The organism is Sunxiuqinia indica (genome assembly GCF_009847015.1).
Classification (GTDB): Bacteria; Bacteroidota; Bacteroidia; order Bacteroidales; family Prolixibacteraceae; genus Sunxiuqinia; species Sunxiuqinia indica.
Genome location: NZ_WVEM01000012.1, coordinates 55,862 through 72,677 on the forward strand (window position 1 = coordinate 55,862; position 16,816 = coordinate 72,677).

Genomic DNA, 16,816 nt, shown 5'->3' on the forward strand with positions numbered 1-16,816 from the left:
CCGCTTCATAAAGAAACGGATGCAATCATCTTAATCAATTGACGTAATCACCCATCAATATCGATAAGTTCCTTCGTATTCGTAGGTTTCTCCTCCATAATCTTTACCGGTAATTTTATAGGTTACTGAATCCTGACCGGCTAACTGTAATTCACTTAAATCGAAGGTTACAAAAGCGGACATCTGATAACCAGGTTCATCATCATTGTTATTGTGTCTCAATTCAAGTTGAATTGGCTCATCAGCTGAAGTAAATTCGCCGGGCTCCTTAACCAGATTCACATAGTGTGTTAAGCCGCTTCCGTAATATTCCAACTCAAAAGTTAGCATGTTGTTAGCAGCCCAAACATCTTCCACGTGTACCGGATCATTTCCAATGCTATCTTCAGTTTCCTCTGTAATATCAAAAATACCCTTAAATAGAATTTTTTGCACTGAATTAACCCGCACATAATACTCCTCATGCTCATCGTCAACCAACTTCTCATCCAGTACCGTGAAATTAACCAAGACACGCGTACTGTCCTCGTCTTCATCCCAATGATAGTAACCATCTGCCGGGAAAAGCTCTTCACCATCATCCATTTTAATTGTGTAGCCGGATCCATCAACATCGATAATTCCAAATCCAACCCAAAAGTTTCCCAGAGAATACCCCTCATCATCATTCAAGTCGCAACCAAAAACTAAAAGTGCCAAAATGGCAACTAAGCTAAAATTTAAAAGCTTTTTCATTTTTTTTCTCTCCTTTTCAAAATTTAATTGTTCAGTTAATAGATAAATGCATAAACCTTTTGGTTGCGTTAGATGAAAAAAAAATACTTGAATCTGATGAAACTCACAAAATTTAGAATGGCATGATGATTGATATGCATATTTCTATATATTTGCATTAGTTGTTGAATCAAATAAGAAATTACAACGGTATACGTCTAATGAAATAATAGAAAATATATGAATAAAAATAGGAATAAAATGAAAAAGCTGTTAGTTATAATCGCATTAGCCGCAATTACAACAGTCGGTTGTGCAACAGGAACCCGTGACAACAAGAAAGAAACAGGGGTTGAGAAGGCTTCGAGCCTATCGCAAAACGATGATGGTGGAACAAGTTTAATCGGGAAAGACCAATTTGTCAAGAAAGTATGGAACTACGAAGAATCACCCGAAGAATGGAAATTCCTGGGTGACAAACCCGTGATTATTGATTTCTACGCAGATTGGTGCGGGCCATGTAAAATTGCATCGCCTATTCTGGAAGAGGTATCAAATGAATACGCCGGAAAAGTAAAAGTATATAAAATTGATACTCAAAAGGAAAGAGAACTGGCAGGAGTATTTGGCATTAAAAGCATCCCTGCTTTTCTATACATTCCGGTAGAAGGAAAACCTGTCATGATGGCGGGAATTGGAAGAACAAAAGAAGACACGAAAAAAATGTTTGTTGACAACATTAATAAATATCTTCTTACCGAAGAATAATACTCAACACCAACATATTAACGAAAGCAGCCCCCGGGTTGCTTTTTTTTGTTTATACAATAGTTATCTATTCATATTAGTTAAAGTCCTTCTGCTATAGTTAACTGAAAAGGCTTAATTTTACGGGCTCATAATTTGAATTGATGGCAAATAAACAGCACAACACGACTTACGATTTGATTGTAATAGGAGCAGGTCCGGCAGGACTCATTGCAGCAGGACGAGCAGCCGAATTAGGAGCCAAAGTGCTTGTAATCGAGAAAATGAAATCGGCAGGACGTAAGCTTCTGATTACAGGGAAAGGGCGATGCAACATTAGTAATGATGCTCATCAATCAAGCTATTTCAAGAATATCTTTCCGAACGGCAAATATCTCAAATCAGCATTTGGCGCGTTTTTTTCCACCGAAATTATTAACCTACTAAACAGCGAAGGCGTAGAAACCACTGTTGAGCGGGGAGGTCGCATCTTTCCGACCAACAACAGCGCTCTGGAGGTGCTTAATGCTTTAATGAATTGGGTGAAAAAACGTCAGGTAGAAATAATCTATTCATCAAAAGTAGAAAAAGTAACGACTGAAAATAAAGCAATAAGGGGAGTATCTATCATCAGAAAAGGAGAAGTCGAAACCATTCCCGGTACGGCGGTCATCATTTGTACAGGAGGCAAATCCTATCCGGCAACAGGTTCAACAGGAGACGGCTACGAACTAGCCAGCCAGCTTGGACATTCGATTCAACCTACACGCCCCGCCTTGGTTCCACTAGTCACGTCAGGAAGTCTAGCTGCCAATTTGCAAGGTTTAAGCCTGAAAAATGTAAACGCCAGTGTTTGGGTCAACAATAAAAAAGCGAAGGATGAATTTGGTGAAATGCTCTTCACGCATTACGGGTTAACAGGACCGATTATTTTAACGCTAAGCCGCCTGGTTGTAGATGAGCTGGATAAAAAAAGCAACGTTCGAATTACAATTGACCTAAAACCTGCATTGGATGAAAACAAGCTTGATGCCCGGTTAATTCGTGATTTGGCTTCAAACGGGAAAAAGCAAATCGAAAATATTTTCAAAGAATGGCTCCCCTCTAAAATGATCCCTGTCTTTCTCGATTACCTGAAACTCGATGGTAAAAAACAAGGCCATCAGATGAACTCAAAAGAACGACGAAAAGTAATGCTTTTGATGAAAAACCTGCCTTTTGAAGTAGTTGACTACCGAGGATACAATGAGGCAATTATTACAGCAGGTGGAGTTAGCACATCCGAAATCGATGGCAAGACGATGCAGTCAAAACTCATAAAGAACTTATTTTTTGCTGGAGAAGTGATGGATCTGGATGCGAATACCGGTGGTTATAATTTACAAATAGCTTATTCTACAGCCTGGCTAGCAGCCAGTTCTTTCGTAAAACTAGCTCAATTAGAGCATGCTCAAAATTAATCGTCATCATGCATCTAAAAGAAGCCTGTATCGAAAGCTATGCCGAAGGCTTATCCGCCCAAAAAGCCGGAGCTGATCGCATTGAACTATGCGAAAACCTAGCTATGGGAGGAACTACCCCATCATTCGGAACGATCAAAATCTGTGTGGAACAGCTGACTATTCCAACCTTTGTGATGATTCGGCCACGAGGTGGTGACTTCAGATACACGCAAGCAGAGCTTGAAATTATGAAAGCTGATATTGACGTTTGCAAGCAACTCAACGTTCCAGCTGTCGTGTTTGGCCTGCTCACAAAAAAGGGTAAAATTGATGAGTTGAATACAAAAATGCTCGTTGAGCGTGCCCGTCCCATGCAGGTTACTTTTCACAAGGCCTTTGATGAACTGAGCGATCCCTTAAAAGGAATTGAAACCTTAATACAACTTGGAGTAGACCGGATTCTAACTTCCGGAACCAAATCAACAGCCATAGAAGGTGTCCCCATCTTAAATCAACTGATTGAAAAGGCAAATGGACGAATCACCATCGTTGCGGCCGGGAAAGTCACTAAAGACAACTTGTATTCGTTGAATCAGTTGATTCACACGAATGAATTTCATGGTAAGAAAATTGTGTAATACGAAGATTCTTCTTTTTAACCGAAAGCAGCACAACTATCTGTAAGACAATCGTTTCAGTATCGGCCTTCACCCTTCTGTCCGCGTTATGACAATCAGTTAATTCAATTCTGTTTTCATTTTACCTTCGTCTGAATTGAACCTTCTTATTTTCGCGTGTACTGTAGAAAACAACACTAATTACAAGCAATATGTTATTCGACAGGAAGAAGTATTTGTGGCTAATATTTGCCCTTCTTTTATTAACTTTAGCTTACGTTCTGATGAGCGGACCGGATAATCATCAGCCCGATAAATTTGATGAACTCATTTTCAGTTTTCGAAGAATCACCCTGGCCCCGCTAATTATTGTTGGAACGTATTTTAGTTTAATCTTTCTGATTTTAAAACAACCGAAAAAAAGATGTTCGGAAGAGAAAAGAAAATAACAAGTGACGAAAAGTTGATGCAGAGTATCAGACACGGCGATCAGGAAGCGTTCAACCAACTCTATGAGCGCTATAAAGACCGCCTGTACTATTATTTCTTTCGCATGTTGAATTCGGAGTCGCAAGCGAACGACTTTTTACAAGATCTGTTTTTGAAAATTATTGAAAAACCTGGGCATTTTAATCCTGCTTACCCATTTAAAACCTGGGTATTTTCGGTAGCATACAACCTTTGCAAAAATGAATACCGCCGCAGGGAAGTTCGTAAGGAAACTCATTACGGCGACAGGCATGTAAACCCTGTTTTACCAGAGTCAATTACGGAAGAAAAATTAGTCAACTCAATTTTCAAAAGTCTGGATTCGCTAAGCCCGGAGCATCGATCGGTATTTATTATGCACTACCGCGAGGGATTTCCGGTAAAAGAAATTGCAGGAATGCTTGAAACTGCGCCAGGAACTGTTAAGTCGAGGCTTTTTTACACGCGAAAGTATTTAGCTGAAAAGTTTCAGCACTTAAAAGGTGAAATTGAATTTTAAATCCAATAGCAATGAGCGAAAAACATATAGAAGAACTGATTCGGCGAGATCATGTTGGTGAACCTTCACCCAAAGTAGGGCATCGCATTAATTATATATTTATGTTGGAATCAGTCCGAAGTAAAGTCAGACAAAATTCATTCAGCGGTTTCTTCGGATGGATATTTTCCTTGAAAGGACTTGGAGCCAAGGCTGTCGTAGCCTCTGTGCTTTTTGCCTTTGTAATGATAAAGCCTGAGCTTAAATCAACCAATGGAACTACTCCACTAATTGATTCCACACAAGTTCAACAAAATTTAGTTTTGGATTCTACCTTATTTCATACGGATTCAAAATCAGCAACCGATCAGGCTCTTTAATTACAAATAAAGGTTACATATTACAAGAAGCTCGTCTTTTCAACAAGGCGAGCTTTTTGTTTTTCAGGGACATGCTGCTTTTAATTCTTGCTAATTTTCCAACAGAGCCAGGTACCCATCCAATTTGTCCTTCATATCATCCGATGATGCGAACTGATTTGCCTCAGCTCTACTTACTAAAGTCTGATATAAATAAAGTTTCAATTGAAGGTCGCGCGATAAACTGACAAGCTTGGGATCCTCCATATTTAGATAATAATTGATCCACTCCTCCAAATTTTCGCTCAACTGCCTTAAGTCCAATCCACCAGCTTGCTCCTTCCCCATTTTGAAATACAGTTCGTTCATCAAAACGGAGTAATAATCCAATGGCCAATTTCGAAACGGAACAATCTCCCGGGCTTTATTGATTACTTCAAGTGCTTCCTCATTTCTATTCTCGTTAACCAAAGCCTGAGCCAGTCGATAAAAAGAAAGTCTAATCTGTGCCGAGGCAAACAATCGTCGGTGGTGCCAGTCGAAATACACGTCAGCATCTTCCATGTTTTCCCAATTACATTTCTTCATCAATTTGTTATACAAGCGATCAGTATCTACAATCCCGGCATCAATTACTGAGTTACTTTTCTGGTAGTCAGGCACCAACCGGTACACCAATCCGTCATAACTCAGGTGATCCTGCAATCCGTATTCCATAGCATCAGAAATCGAAGTAAAACAAATGGGACGCTCAGCTGCATTTGAACTCAAAATATCCCAGAAGGCCAGCTCATTTCGCATGAGGTATTTCTTGTCGGTTCCAATTGAAATCTTGTTATCACCCACAGGCAAATATATTTCTGAAACGGGAATGAAATTAACCCGCTCGCCCGACTGTAAACTAACCTTGGTTTGAGAACTGTCGTTTGCCACAAAATCCAGCACCCTATCAATAGCCTGCTCCTTGCTGATTCGCGGTACAACTGGCAAATAATCAACTTCACCTTTGCTATACTTGTCTGCCGGAATGGTCAATTTCACTCCTTCATTTTCGTATATTTTGTGATGAATTTGTTTCATGTACCAACCTGCATTTAAATAGGGCATGACCACTATGCGAACATCCTGCCGAATCCCTTCCACTTCCTGACAATACCACAGCGGATAGGTGTCATTGTCGGCATGCGTAAACAAAATAGCATTGGGCTCGCAACACTCCAGGTAATTCCGGGCCAGATCGCGAGCGGTATACCTGCCCGAACGATCATGATCATTGTAGTTTTGTTGAAACAAAATGCCCGGACCGGCGGCCATTGTCATCAGTCCAACTATAACCAACGCAGAATTAGTTCGAATTTTCTCTTTCAAAAAAACGAAAAAGGCGAATGCGCCTACTCCAACCCACATGCTGAATACGAAAAAAGAACCCACATAAACGTAGTCACGTTCCCGCGGTGTAATTGGAATTTCATTGAGGTAAACAACCAAGCCAATGCTCATGATCCCAAAAAGTAGGATCATTTCCAGAAAGGTCTGTTTATCTTTTCGATAATGAAAAAACAGCCCCACCAAGCCCAACAACAAAGGCAAAAAGAAATAGCTGTTGTGTGCTTTGTTTTGCTGAAGTTCTTTCGGATAAGTTGATAAATCTCCCAATCGAGCCTGATCAACCCAGGATATACCGGATTGCCAGTTGCCATTCTCCACGCCGCCAAACCCCTGGATATCGTTTTGTCGGCCAACAAAGTTCCACATCAGGTAACGCCAATACATATGTCCAAATTGGTAGCGCCAGAAATACTGCCAATTCTCCATAAATGTTGGTATTGTCGTTTGCTTTGCCTCACCCGACTTGGTGCGAATATGTACTTTCTTCCCTTTTAAATCAACCCATTTGGCATACCTTTTTAAATGCTGCTCTTCCCTGCTATTCATGCGTGGGAAAAAACTCGCTGTTCCGGGTTCATACTTAATATCCGGGTTTAGCTTAATCGGATAATACTGTTCTCCATCGTACTCATAACTGATTCGGTCAGTATACGACCGGGCAACTGACCCGTATGTTGCGCCATATAGAATGGGGCGGCTACCATAATTTTCACGATTCAGGTAATTGATTAGTTCAAACGTAGTTTCGGGGTTTCCCTGGTCGACTGGCGGATTGGCGGCGGAACGAATAAAAGGAACAAAATACGAAGTATAGCCAACCATTAAAAAAACCAGGCACAGCAAGCTCAGATTGAGCCCAACCTTTTGTTTTTGGTGCGAATAAAAAAGACCAGCCGACAAAGCTGCAACCAGTAAAATTACATAAACGTAAAAGCCACTATTTACCGGCAACCCAAGTTGATTGACCGCAAAAAGTTCGATTGGACCAGCCAGTGAAAAAATACCGGGAATAAAAACCTTCATGAGAATGATAATAAACAAACCAGAGCCTGCCAAAACGAAGAATATCCCTTTTAGAGAAGAACGATACTTTTTAAAATAGATGATTAATGCCACTGTTGGTAACACCAGCAAATTGAGCAAGTGCACGCCAATGGACAAGCCTGTAAAAAAGAAAATCAGCAAAATCCAACGATTCGCAGATGGATGGTCGGCTTCGCGTTCCCAGCGGGTGGCAGCCCATAAAACTAAAGCCACAAACAAGGATGACAAAGCATAAACTTCGGCTTCAACCGCCGAAAACCAAAAGGAATCGGTAAAAGCAAATGTTAAGGCACCAACTGCCGAAGCCAACAAAACTGCCGCACGGTTTTCTGTTGTAAACTTCTCCATCAGCCAAGCTGAGATCCAAAATAACAGCATCACTGTTCCGGCACTTGATAAGGCCGAAACTAAATTGATCAGCAAGGCTACTCTCTCCACATCTCCAAAACTGAGCAGCGAGAACACCCGTCCCAACAGCATAAACAAAGGGGCTCCCGGTGCATGGCAAATCTCAAGCTTATAGGCCGAAACCAAAAATTCGCCACAGTCCCACAAACTCAAAGTAGGTTCAATGGTTAATCCGTAAACAAGCAGAGAAATCAGGAATACAGTCCATCCGAGGAGCATTTTCGATTTTTGATAATTCATGGCGGTTTGTTTTCCTATTGATACACGCCAAATTGGAAAGGTTCAACAACCGAACGAACATTAACCTAAGTGTTCGTCCTAAAAAAAAGCTATTCATTTAATCATACAGCCGTGCAATCCCTTGGCTGCGATTAAATGATAAACTATTAGTTTTTGTTTTAGATTTTATTTGTTTTGATATTTGCACATGACTAACAAAAGAGAAAACGATGGACGGAAAATCAACATTTAAAGCGTTTCGAGTGAAAGAAGAAAACGGCAATTACCTTGGTTCAATTCAAGAAATGTCCTTTGAACCTTTAGATAAAGATGAAATACGCGTCAAAGTTCAATACAGTTCATTAAATTATAAAGATGCACTTTCAGCATCTGGTAACAAAGGAGTAACCCGAAATTACCCACACACCCCTGGTATTGATGCCGTTGGAACAATTACAGATTCGGACAACGCTTCCTTCAAAACAGGCGATCAAGTACTTGTTACCAGTTATGACTTGGGGATGAATACCGATGGTGGATTTGGTGAATACATTCAAGTTCCCTCAGATTGGGCTGTAAAGCTACCCCAAAACCTATCGATGAAAGAGGCTATGATATATGGAACGGCTGGTTTAACAGCTGGCATGTCAGTACATCGTCTCACAGAATTAGTAAAACCTGAAGATGGAAAGATTATTGTTTCGGGTGCTACCGGAGGAGTGGGAGCACTAAGTGTATCGATTTTGAGTAAATTAGGTTATGAAGTGATCGCCATTACCGGAAAAGAAAACGAACGAGAGTATTTACACAAATTAGGAGCAAAAGAAATAATCCTGCGACAGGAGTTTGAGAACTTAGATCGGAAACCGTTATTAAAACCCATGTATGCCGGGGGAATTGATACCGTAGGCGGAGTGATATTAGAGAACATCATTAAGTTGACAAAGCCGATGGGAGCAGTAACCTGTTGTGGCAACGTGGCCTCACCCAAGTTAGAACTGACGGTTTTCCCCTTTATTCTAAGAGGCGTCACCCTGGTAGGTATCGATTCGCAGAATTATCCGATGAAATACAGAGAGATCGTCTGGGAAAAGCTTGCACAAGAATGGAAACCAAAGCAGTTATCTAACACAAGTACTGAAATAACGCTTGACGATCTGCAGGAAAAAATCAATTTGATGCTCGAAGGAAAATCGAAAGGAAGAACAATCTTGAAAATTGACGAATAACATACGCTGTAAACACAACTTGATTATAGCGAAAACACGTGCAGCTATTCAAAAACCAGATCAAAATGCATGTTAATTATCTCAACAATATAGCATGACCGAAATATCTTTAACCCGGATAAACAAATACTTAAGCGAAGTTGGATACTGCTCTCGCCGGGCAGCTGACAAGTTGATTGAAGAAGGTCGGGTAACAATTAATGGAAAAGTCCCGGAAATGGGAACAAAGGTTTCTGCCAACGACGAAGTGCGGGTCAATGGCAAATTGATTTCAGAACCAAATGATTCACCGGTTTACATCGCCTTTAATAAGCCGGTGGGTATTGTTTGTACAACCGATACCAGGGTAGAAAAAAATAACATTATCGACTACATCAACTACCCCAAACGTATTTTCCCAATCGGACGATTAGACAAGCCTAGCCAAGGTTTAATCTTATTGACTAACGATGGCGACATCGTCAATAAAATTTTACGAGCACGTAATCATCATGAAAAGGAATATCTGGTAGTTGTTGACAAACCAGTTACCAAAGATTTTATTACGAAGATGAGCAACGGGGTTCCGATCCTTGATACCGTAACCCGTAAATGTTTTGTGGAAAAAACCGGCAAGTTTTCATTCCGCATTATTCTTACACAGGGACTCAATCGGCAAATTCGACGGATGTGCGAATATCTGGGATTTAATGTAACCGAACTTCAGCGCATTCGGATTATGAATATTGCATTGGATACACCCGTTGGAAAATGGCGCTATTTAACAAACAACGAGTTAAAAGAAATTAATCGACTGGTCGCAGATTCGTCTAAAACCCACAAAAGTGAAACGCCGGATAGCAGTTCGAAATGTCGCAACTAAATAACATGCAAAGGAACTTTAAACTGAAATTATAAATCAAACAAATAAAATTGTAACTTTAGCCGAAATTTCAGATGAAAAATTCAGGTTCGAAAGACTATTTCAACTTGCTTCGTTTTTAGACCGCAGCCCTTTGGATGATCCTAATTTTTAAAACTTCTGAAATAATCCTTGTTATTACTGTAACAAAAGGGAAATTACACAGTAAAAGTCTGAACGAGGTTTTGCTAATGTAAAACTTAAAAAATAGTAACATTTATAATTGGAGAATTTTAATTTATGGGTAGATCTCAAGAAACATTTAACAAAAAAGAAGTACGGAATAAAAAAGAAAAGAAGAGAAAAGAAAAAGAGAAGAAACGCTTAGCCAGAAAAGACGGCGATAAGTCGAACAGCCTGGACGACATGATCGCCTATGTTGATGCGAATGGCAATATTACCGATACTCCACCCGATCCGACACAAAAAGAAGAAATCAACATCGAAGACATCGAAGTTAGTGTTCCTAAAGCTGATCCGAATGCAAAAGAAGATCCGGTAAGAAAAGGAACTGTTTCATTTTTTAACGACTCCAAAGGATACGGTTTCATTCGTGATTCTGAAACCAAGGAAAGTGTCTTTGTACACATCAACAATGTAGAAGGAGAAATTAAAGAAGGAAATCTTGTTAGCTTTGAAGTAGAAATGGGCCAAAAAGGACCTACAGCTGTAAGAGTTAATCAAATAAAATAAAGAGATCCTGCTCTTTTCTTTGGTAAAGAGCAATTTCTGAAAACATATAAAAAGGCTTTCTTTGTTAACAGAGAAAGCCTTTTTGTATTGTCTAAAATTGGTTATTCAAGTTCCTTAAGCTTGATGTTTCTCCAAGCAACCTGAAACGGTCCGCGCTGCCCAACACCATGGACCTGCAAACCAATAAATCCCTTCGGATGAGATTCAAATTTCTCATTGTCAATCAAGTCTGAAATTTGTTCTCCATTAATCCATGTTTGAATTCTTGCCCCATTTGCGACAATCCGATAGGTATTCCACACGCCATCCTTAAACGCTTTATGAGGAATTAATTCTTCTTTGGGAGTCATCCATCCACCACAAGCTTCGCCATAAATATAGCCGGCCTCTGCTCCTTTTTCCCCGCTGGCTTCAATTTCAACCTGCGGGCCATTAACCCGACCAAACTTCTCGTCTCCTTCTGATTCTTTTGTCGTTGAACGGATTTGTACGCCGGAATTCAATTCATTATCCAATAATTTTACATCGAATTCCAATTCAAAATTGCCATAGTCTTTTTGCGTACATAGAAAAGAGTTAGGACTGTCTTTAGCTGTTGTTCCAACGATCATCCCGTCTTCAACGGTATAGGTTGCCTGCCCATTTTTTTGGATCCAACCATCAAGATTTTTACCATTAAACAAAGTCAGCCAATTCTCTTGTTGTGCAAAGGATGCAAACACTAGAAATAAAAACAGTGCTGTCAATACAGCTTTCAAGTTTCTCATGGTTTAATTTTTAGTGGTTTATAATTGCAAAACTATACAAAAGAACCCTCAGAAACCAAAATTGTTTTAAGCAAGCGAGGCTTTCCAAATTGGAAAGCCTCGCTGCTATTTCGTCTATTTTATAATTTATGCTTTGCCAATATAGTTAGCAATCCAATCGCCAACTTCCGAGGTTTTGAACGCTTTACCTTCAGCAATATCTTCGGTAACAACTTTTTCAGCCAACGAAGCGTTGACTGCATCGCGAATCAATTTTCCTTCATCCATCAGATTGAAAGCATATTCGAACATCATCGCTGCAGAGAGGATGGTTGCAATGGGATTCGCAATATCTTTTCCGGCAGCTTGTGGGTATGAACCATGAATAGGTTCAAATACCGAAGTATGGATTCCCATTGATGCAGATGGAAGCAGACCGAGAGAGCCGGTAATTACACTGGCTTCATCTGTCAGTATATCACCAAACATGTTTTCGGTAACCATCACATCAAAGTTTTTAGGCCACTGAATGATCTGCATGGCAGCATTGTCAACAAACATGTATTCGGTTTTTACATCCGGATAGTTGGGTGCCATTTCCTGGGCAACCTCGCGCCACAAACGTGAGCTTTCCAATACATTGGCTTTATCTACAACAGTCAACTTTTTGTTGCGTTTCAAAGCAAACTCATAGCCTAATTTCAAAATTCGCTCAATTTCAGCACGGGTATAAGTACAAGTATCAAAAGCTGTGTTTCCATCATCTTTACGGCCTTTTTCACCGAAATAAATACCTCCGGTCAACTCGCGAATAGCCACAAAATCAGCCCCTTCAACCAACTCGCGACGAAGCGGTGATTTGTGCAATAGCGACTCAAAAGTTTCAACCGGCCGAATATTGGCGTACAAACCCAATTTTTTACGCATCAATAACAAGCCTTGCTCCGGACGTACCGTCGCTTTTGGGTTATTATCATACTTTGGATCACCAATCGCTCCGAACAGCACAGCGTCAGATTTCATACACAATTCGTGTGTGTCATCAGGATAAGGCTCACCAACTTTATCGATGGCCGCTGCTCCGGTTAAAGCGTATTTGTATTCTAATTCGTGATTAAATTTTACTGCAACGGCTTTCACCGCTTTCATGGCCTGCTCTGTTATTTCAGGACCGATTCCGTCTCCAGGGAGAACCGCAAGATTCAATTTCATTTTTATTTATTCTGTTAATTATTCCTATTTATACCAGATCTGATAACTGATATCATCCGTTCATTTTCAACCATTTTTGAGTTATGACATCCTACTTTTTGACATACTCCCACACAATGCTGATAGGAGTTATCTTTGGTCGTAAAAAGTGTCAACATATGATTGTGGCATATGTAACAGCTTGAATAAATTGGTATTTTCGCATTGCATTCCGGGCAAAACATTTCAAGCAGATCGCCATTTTTGAATGTGATATCAATACTCATTTTGGAGTAATCTCCAAATTTAGGGCTTAAAACTAAAAAGCCTTCATCTCCCCCATTTCTTATCACCTTAACTTTAATTCCGGGGTGGTCACTAAATTTACTGTTTTCATCAAGTAGCGAATGTCCATTCGGACAGTAGCATTTTTCAATAATAACAGTTTCTTTAATGTTAGCTGATCGTCTTTGTGGACGAAAGAATTTGTTTTTGGGAAAATGGATTTTCCCTTGTTTGGTGAATCTGGTCATGGGGCTTATTTTTTAAGTGTTCGTATGTTCCAATAAATTCAACATACGAGTTGTAGCTTTAATAGCTGCTGCCGTTTGATCAGAATCCAGCCCCCGGGTTTTAAACTCCCGATCGAGCTGCCAGATAATTACCGATTCTACTAATGCGTCAGTTTTTCCTCCCGGAGGAATTGTAACACTGTAATCCAATAATTTTGGGAACGGCTTTTTCAACCGACGATAGATGTTTTTCAATGCATTCATAAAAGCATCGTACTGACCATCTCCCGACGCAGTTGATTCGTATGTTTTTCCATCAATTTGTATGCTGAGCGTTGCTGATGGCTTTAAACCCATGGCGTGCGACAGCGAATAATTATTGATGAGAATCTTTTGTTCTAAACTCTCTTGAAGAACGTCAGCAACAATATACGGTAAATCTTCGGCAGTTACGGTTTCCTTTTTATCGCCAAGGTCAATAATCCGGTTCGTAACCATTTTTAAGGCCTCAGTCGACAGTTCAATGCCCATGTCTTCTAGGTTTGCTTTAATGTTAGCTTTTCCTGAAGTTTTCCCAAGAGCGTATGATCGGGTACGTCCAAACCGTTCCGGCAACAAATCATTGAAATACAAATTATTCTTATTATCACCGTCGGCATGCACTCCACTACACTGGGTAAATACAAACTCCCCGATTAATGGTTTGTTGGTTGGAATTCTGATTCCAGAAAAAGTCTCTACCAATTTTGAAACCCGGTTTAACATGCTTTCGTTCACCTTCGTTTCCATTTTCAGGTGATCTTTAATTGTTGCAATCACACTTGAAAGAGGTGCATTTCCTGCGCGCTCTCCTAATCCATTTACGGTTGTGTGTACACAGCGGATACCAGCTTTAATCGCATGAAAAACATTTGCAATTGCCAGGTCATAATCGTTGTGTGCATGAAAATCAAAGTCAACATCGGGGAACGATTCAATCATTTCCTTACAATACATGTATGTTTCGTCCGGATCTAAAATCCCAAGAGTATCCGGCAACATAATGCGTTGAATTTTCATTTCTTTCAACTTGCCGACCATGAAGTGCACATAATCTTTGGAGTTTCTCATTCCATTTGACCAGTCCTCCAAATAAACATTGACTGCAATACCCAATTCGTTAGCGTAATCTACTGATTTTTGAATATCGGCAATATGTTCTTCCGGTGTCTTTCTCAGCTGTTGGCTGACATGTTTGTAAGATCCTTTACACAGTAGATTAATCACCTTTCCCCCTGCCCTGTCAATCCAGTCGAGTGAGATTTTCCCATCTACAAAGCCCAATATCTCAACGCGATTAAGATAGCCAAGTTGACTAGCCCAAACCATAATTCGACGGGCTGCTTCAAATTCGCCTTCAGAAACACGAGCTGACGCAATTTCAATACGATCAACTTTTACACTTTCCAACAGCACTTTTGCGACACTTAACTTTTCAGTATCCGTGAACGACACCCCCGAGGTCTGTTCTCCATCCCTCAAGGTTGTGTCCATTATACAAAGTTCCTGGTCTTTTACTTCAACCATTTTTCCCGTCATTACACGTTTATTTATTTTCAAATGCTTCGATATCTTCTTTCGAGTCAACAAGAAAATCTATATCATCCAATCCATTTTGCAAACAGTGTTTTTTATATGGATTGATTTCAAATTCTTCAGCCTCCCCGGTAGCCAGCAGGGTAAATTTTTGTTTCTCCAAATCCACTTCAAATTCGGTGGATGGATCACTTTCAATTGCCTTAAATATTTTCTCCAGAAAAGCTGGAGTAACAACAACCGGTAGCAGCCCGTTATTCAGGGCATTACCTTTAAAAATATCAGCAAAAAAACTGGAAACAACTACCCGAAAACCAAAATCGTAAATCGCCCATGCAGCATGCTCTCGGCTCGATCCACTTCCGAAGTTTTTACCTCCAACTAATATTTTTCCGGTGTACTTACTGTCGTTCAACGGGAAGTCGGTTATTGGCTGATTTGACTTGTCGTATCGCCAATCGCGAAAAAGATTATCGCCAAATCCTTTACGCTCCACTGCTTTTAAAAATCGCGCTGGTATTATCTGGTCGGTGTCCACATTCTCCACAGGCAATGGAACTGCCGTAGAAGTTAATGTTACAAATTTATCGTATGCCATTTTATTTTCTGAATTTTAAAATTAATGAAAGCCCACTTTCGATTACATCAATTCGCGTGGGTCTGTTATCACTCCGGTTACTGCAACGGCGGCGGCAGTCAATGGACTGGCCAACATCGTGCGTGCACCTGGCCCCTGACGGCCTTCAAAATTTCGGTTTGACGTAGATACCGCGTATTTTCCTTCCGGAATTTTATCATCATTCATTGCCAAACATGCCGAGCAACCGGGCTGACGAAGCGCCATCCCTGCATCTTCGAAAATTTGATCCAGCCCTTCAGCAAGAATCTGTTTCTCAACGGCTTTTGACCCAGGGACCAACCACACATTTACATCGTCGGCTTTTTTCTTCCCTTTTACAAATTCAGCAAAAGCTCTGAAATCTTCAATACGACCATTGGTACAACTTCCTAGGAATACGTAATCCACCTTTTTGCCCGTCATTGTATCTCCCGGTTGGTAATCCATGTACTTCAACGACTTCAGGAAAGTTGTTTTATCAGTTCCTTCCATTTCGCTACCAGTAGGAATTGACTGAGTAATTCCGATTCCCATTCCCGGATTTGTTCCATAGGTTATCATGGGCTCAATGTCCGCCGCATCAAAATGATACTCAGTATCAAATTTTGCTCCGTCATCAGACTTCAACGTTTTCCAATAGGCAAGCGTTTTATCCCATTCTTCTCCCTTTGGAGCGAACTCACGTCCTTTTACATATTCAAAGGTTGTTTCGTCCGGAGCAATCATTCCACCACGAGCACCACATTCAATACTCAAATTACAAAGTGTCATCCGCGCTTCCATGCTCAGGCTGGTAATCGCTGATCCTGCATATTCAATAAAATGACCTGTTCCACCACTGGTAGAAATCTGCGAGATAATGTAAAGTGCAATATCTTTTGACGTTACACCTTTACTCAGCTCACCATCAACAGTAACACGCATTTTCTTTGGCTTTGGCTGCATGATACACTGACTGGCCAACACCATTTCCACCTCGCTGGTACCAATTCCAAAAGCAATTGCTCCAAAAGCTCCGTGCGTAGAAGTATGACTATCGCCACAAACAATGGTCATTCCAGGTTGTGTTAAGCCCATTTCAGGCCCAATAATGTGAACAACTCCGTGTCCTTCGCTTCCTAAACCATGATGAGTTATACCATGTGTTTCGCAGTTACTTTTCAGCATGTCTACCTGATTACGCGAAAGTTCGTCCTTGATACTCAGCTCCTGATCAATTGTTGGAACATTGTGATCTGGTGTTGCGGTAGTTTGATCTGGGCGAAACACTTTCAATCCTCTGTTTTTCAAGCCCAGAAATGCAACAGGGCTGGTCACTTCATGAATAAAATGACGATCAATATACAATACATTTGGGCCTCCTTCTACTTGCTTCACTACGTGAGCATCCCAAATTTTGTCGAATAAAGTTTTTGCTTCCAATTTATTATCTTTTTTTGTTAAA

17 protein-coding genes are annotated in these 16,816 nt (G+C 40.4%); 9 read left to right on the forward strand and 8 right to left on the reverse strand.

All coding sequences use genetic code 11. The features are described 5' to 3' along the window. Nucleotides 1-54: 54 nt before the first annotated feature. Entirely contained in the window at nucleotides 55-735 is a 681-nt protein-coding gene (locus tag GR929_RS16555; protein WP_159521823.1) for a NigD1/NigD2 family lipoprotein, read from the reverse strand. Between the two features lie 240 nt (nucleotides 736-975). On the opposite strand from GR929_RS16555, the gene GR929_RS16560 reads away from it, so the two are divergent. From GR929_RS16560 to GR929_RS16585, 6 genes are all read left to right on the forward strand, one after another. Continuing rightward, nucleotides 976-1,482, forward strand: a complete 507-nt coding sequence (locus tag GR929_RS16560; protein ID WP_159521824.1) for a thioredoxin family protein — start codon at nucleotides 976-978, stop codon at nucleotides 1,480-1,482. Between the two features lie 143 nt (nucleotides 1,483-1,625). Further along, nucleotides 1,626-2,921 carry a BaiN/RdsA family NAD(P)/FAD-dependent oxidoreductase gene (locus GR929_RS16565; RefSeq protein ID WP_159521826.1) on the forward strand — a complete coding sequence of 432 codons (1,296 nt, stop codon included), beginning with the start codon at nucleotides 1,626-1,628 and terminating at the stop codon, nucleotides 2,919-2,921. An 8-nt stretch (nucleotides 2,922-2,929) separates the two neighbouring features. After that, nucleotides 2,930-3,541, forward strand: coding sequence for a copper homeostasis protein CutC (locus tag GR929_RS16570; protein WP_159521828.1), 612 nt, complete (start codon nucleotides 2,930-2,932; stop codon nucleotides 3,539-3,541). Between the two features lie 191 nt (nucleotides 3,542-3,732). Next, the gene (locus GR929_RS22195) at nucleotides 3,733-3,969 is read left to right on the forward strand and encodes a DUF3098 domain-containing protein (protein WP_159521830.1); all 237 of its coding nucleotides are present in this window, start codon (nucleotides 3,733-3,735) and stop codon (nucleotides 3,967-3,969) included. Beyond that, nucleotides 3,945-4,508 (forward strand): RNA polymerase sigma factor, encoded by a 564-nt coding sequence (locus tag GR929_RS16580; RefSeq protein WP_159521832.1) that lies wholly within the window; start codon nucleotides 3,945-3,947, stop codon nucleotides 4,506-4,508. The genes GR929_RS22195 and GR929_RS16580 overlap by 25 nt, the downstream gene beginning before the upstream one ends. 11 nt (nucleotides 4,509-4,519) lie before the next feature. After that, on the forward strand, nucleotides 4,520-4,867 hold the full coding sequence (locus GR929_RS16585; RefSeq protein WP_159521834.1) for a hypothetical protein: 348 nt from the start codon (nucleotides 4,520-4,522) through the stop codon (nucleotides 4,865-4,867). A 90-nt stretch (nucleotides 4,868-4,957) separates the two neighbouring features. Here GR929_RS16585 and GR929_RS16590 read toward each other — a convergent pair whose 3' ends face one another. After that, on the reverse strand, nucleotides 4,958-7,927 hold the full coding sequence (locus GR929_RS16590) for a glycosyltransferase family 117 protein (RefSeq protein WP_159521836.1): 2,970 nt from the start codon (nucleotides 7,925-7,927) through the stop codon (nucleotides 4,958-4,960). Between the two features lie 209 nt (nucleotides 7,928-8,136). On the opposite strand from GR929_RS16590, the gene GR929_RS16595 reads away from it, so the two are divergent. The 3 genes from GR929_RS16595 to GR929_RS16605 all read left to right on the forward strand — a co-directional run bounded on the left by GR929_RS16595 (nucleotide 8,137) and on the right by GR929_RS16605 (nucleotide 10,729). After that, nucleotides 8,137-9,135, forward strand: coding sequence for a YhdH/YhfP family quinone oxidoreductase (locus tag GR929_RS16595; protein ID WP_159521838.1), 999 nt, complete (start codon nucleotides 8,137-8,139; stop codon nucleotides 9,133-9,135). 94 nt (nucleotides 9,136-9,229) lie between these two features. Continuing rightward, nucleotides 9,230-9,997: a 23S rRNA pseudouridine(2604) synthase RluF gene (rluF, locus tag GR929_RS16600; protein WP_201301042.1), complete on the forward strand. Its 768-nt coding sequence runs from the start codon at nucleotides 9,230-9,232 to the stop codon at nucleotides 9,995-9,997. Nucleotides 9,998-10,276: 279 nt separating this feature from the next. Beyond that, complete coding sequence (locus GR929_RS16605) at nucleotides 10,277-10,729, forward strand: cold-shock protein (RefSeq protein WP_159521840.1); 453 nt, start codon at nucleotides 10,277-10,279, stop codon at nucleotides 10,727-10,729. A gap of 101 nt (nucleotides 10,730-10,830) precedes the next feature. Here the strand turns inward: GR929_RS16605 and GR929_RS16610 are convergent, their stop codons facing one another. From GR929_RS16610 to leuC, 6 genes are all read right to left on the reverse strand, one after another. After that, nucleotides 10,831-11,496, reverse strand: coding sequence for a 3-keto-disaccharide hydrolase (locus tag GR929_RS16610; protein WP_159521842.1), 666 nt, complete (start codon nucleotides 11,494-11,496; stop codon nucleotides 10,831-10,833). A gap of 126 nt (nucleotides 11,497-11,622) precedes the next feature. Further along, nucleotides 11,623-12,687, reverse strand: coding sequence for a 3-isopropylmalate dehydrogenase (gene leuB, locus GR929_RS16615; RefSeq protein ID WP_159521844.1), 1,065 nt, complete (start codon nucleotides 12,685-12,687; stop codon nucleotides 11,623-11,625). A 14-nt stretch (nucleotides 12,688-12,701) separates the two neighbouring features. Further along, nucleotides 12,702-13,199 (reverse strand): hypothetical protein, encoded by a 498-nt coding sequence (locus GR929_RS16620; RefSeq protein WP_159521846.1) that lies wholly within the window; start codon nucleotides 13,197-13,199, stop codon nucleotides 12,702-12,704. Between the two features lie 12 nt (nucleotides 13,200-13,211). Beyond that, the gene (locus GR929_RS16625) at nucleotides 13,212-14,756 is read right to left on the reverse strand and encodes an alpha-isopropylmalate synthase regulatory domain-containing protein (protein WP_235934424.1); all 1,545 of its coding nucleotides are present in this window, start codon (nucleotides 14,754-14,756) and stop codon (nucleotides 13,212-13,214) included. Nucleotides 14,757-14,763: 7 nt separating this feature from the next. Further along, nucleotides 14,764-15,351, reverse strand: a complete 588-nt coding sequence (gene leuD, locus GR929_RS16630; RefSeq protein ID WP_159521848.1) for a 3-isopropylmalate dehydratase small subunit — start codon at nucleotides 15,349-15,351, stop codon at nucleotides 14,764-14,766. Nucleotides 15,352-15,393: 42 nt separating this feature from the next. Further along, the gene (gene leuC / locus GR929_RS16635; RefSeq protein ID WP_159521850.1) at nucleotides 15,394-16,794 is read right to left on the reverse strand and encodes a 3-isopropylmalate dehydratase large subunit; all 1,401 of its coding nucleotides are present in this window, start codon (nucleotides 16,792-16,794) and stop codon (nucleotides 15,394-15,396) included. Between the last annotated feature and the right edge of the window lie 22 nt (nucleotides 16,795-16,816).

Bases quoted from the DNA above. Each gene is read 5' to 3' on its own strand.
- GR929_RS16595 (WP_159521838.1), top strand. From the start codon at position 8,137: ATGGACGGAAAATCAACATTTAAAGCGTTTCGAGTGAAAGAAGAAAAC.
- leuD (WP_159521848.1), bottom strand. From the start codon at position 15,351: ATGGCATACGATAAATTTGTAACATTAACTTCTACGGCAGTTCCATTG.
- GR929_RS16590 (WP_159521836.1), bottom strand. From the start codon at position 7,927: ATGAATTATCAAAAATCGAAAATGCTCCTCGGATGGACTGTATTCCTG.
- GR929_RS16560 (WP_159521824.1), top strand. From the start codon at position 976: ATGAAAAAGCTGTTAGTTATAATCGCATTAGCCGCAATTACAACAGTC.
- GR929_RS16585 (WP_159521834.1), top strand. From the start codon at position 4,520: ATGAGCGAAAAACATATAGAAGAACTGATTCGGCGAGATCATGTTGGT.
- GR929_RS16605 (WP_159521840.1), top strand. From the start codon at position 10,277: ATGGGTAGATCTCAAGAAACATTTAACAAAAAAGAAGTACGGAATAAA.
- GR929_RS16580 (WP_159521832.1), top strand. From the start codon at position 3,945: ATGTTCGGAAGAGAAAAGAAAATAACAAGTGACGAAAAGTTGATGCAG.
- GR929_RS22195 (WP_159521830.1), top strand. From the start codon at position 3,733: ATGTTATTCGACAGGAAGAAGTATTTGTGGCTAATATTTGCCCTTCTT.
- GR929_RS16610 (WP_159521842.1), bottom strand. From the start codon at position 11,496: ATGAGAAACTTGAAAGCTGTATTGACAGCACTGTTTTTATTTCTAGTG.
- GR929_RS16620 (WP_159521846.1), bottom strand. From the start codon at position 13,199: ATGACCAGATTCACCAAACAAGGGAAAATCCATTTTCCCAAAAACAAA.
- GR929_RS16570 (WP_159521828.1), top strand. From the start codon at position 2,930: ATGCATCTAAAAGAAGCCTGTATCGAAAGCTATGCCGAAGGCTTATCC.
- leuB (WP_159521844.1), bottom strand. From the start codon at position 12,687: ATGAAATTGAATCTTGCGGTTCTCCCTGGAGACGGAATCGGTCCTGAA.
- GR929_RS16565 (WP_159521826.1), top strand. From the start codon at position 1,626: ATGGCAAATAAACAGCACAACACGACTTACGATTTGATTGTAATAGGA.
- GR929_RS16555 (WP_159521823.1), bottom strand. From the start codon at position 735: ATGAAAAAGCTTTTAAATTTTAGCTTAGTTGCCATTTTGGCACTTTTA.
- GR929_RS16625 (WP_235934424.1), bottom strand. From the start codon at position 14,756: ATGACGGGAAAAATGGTTGAAGTAAAAGACCAGGAACTTTGTATAATG.
- rluF (WP_201301042.1), top strand. From the start codon at position 9,230: ATGACCGAAATATCTTTAACCCGGATAAACAAATACTTAAGCGAAGTT.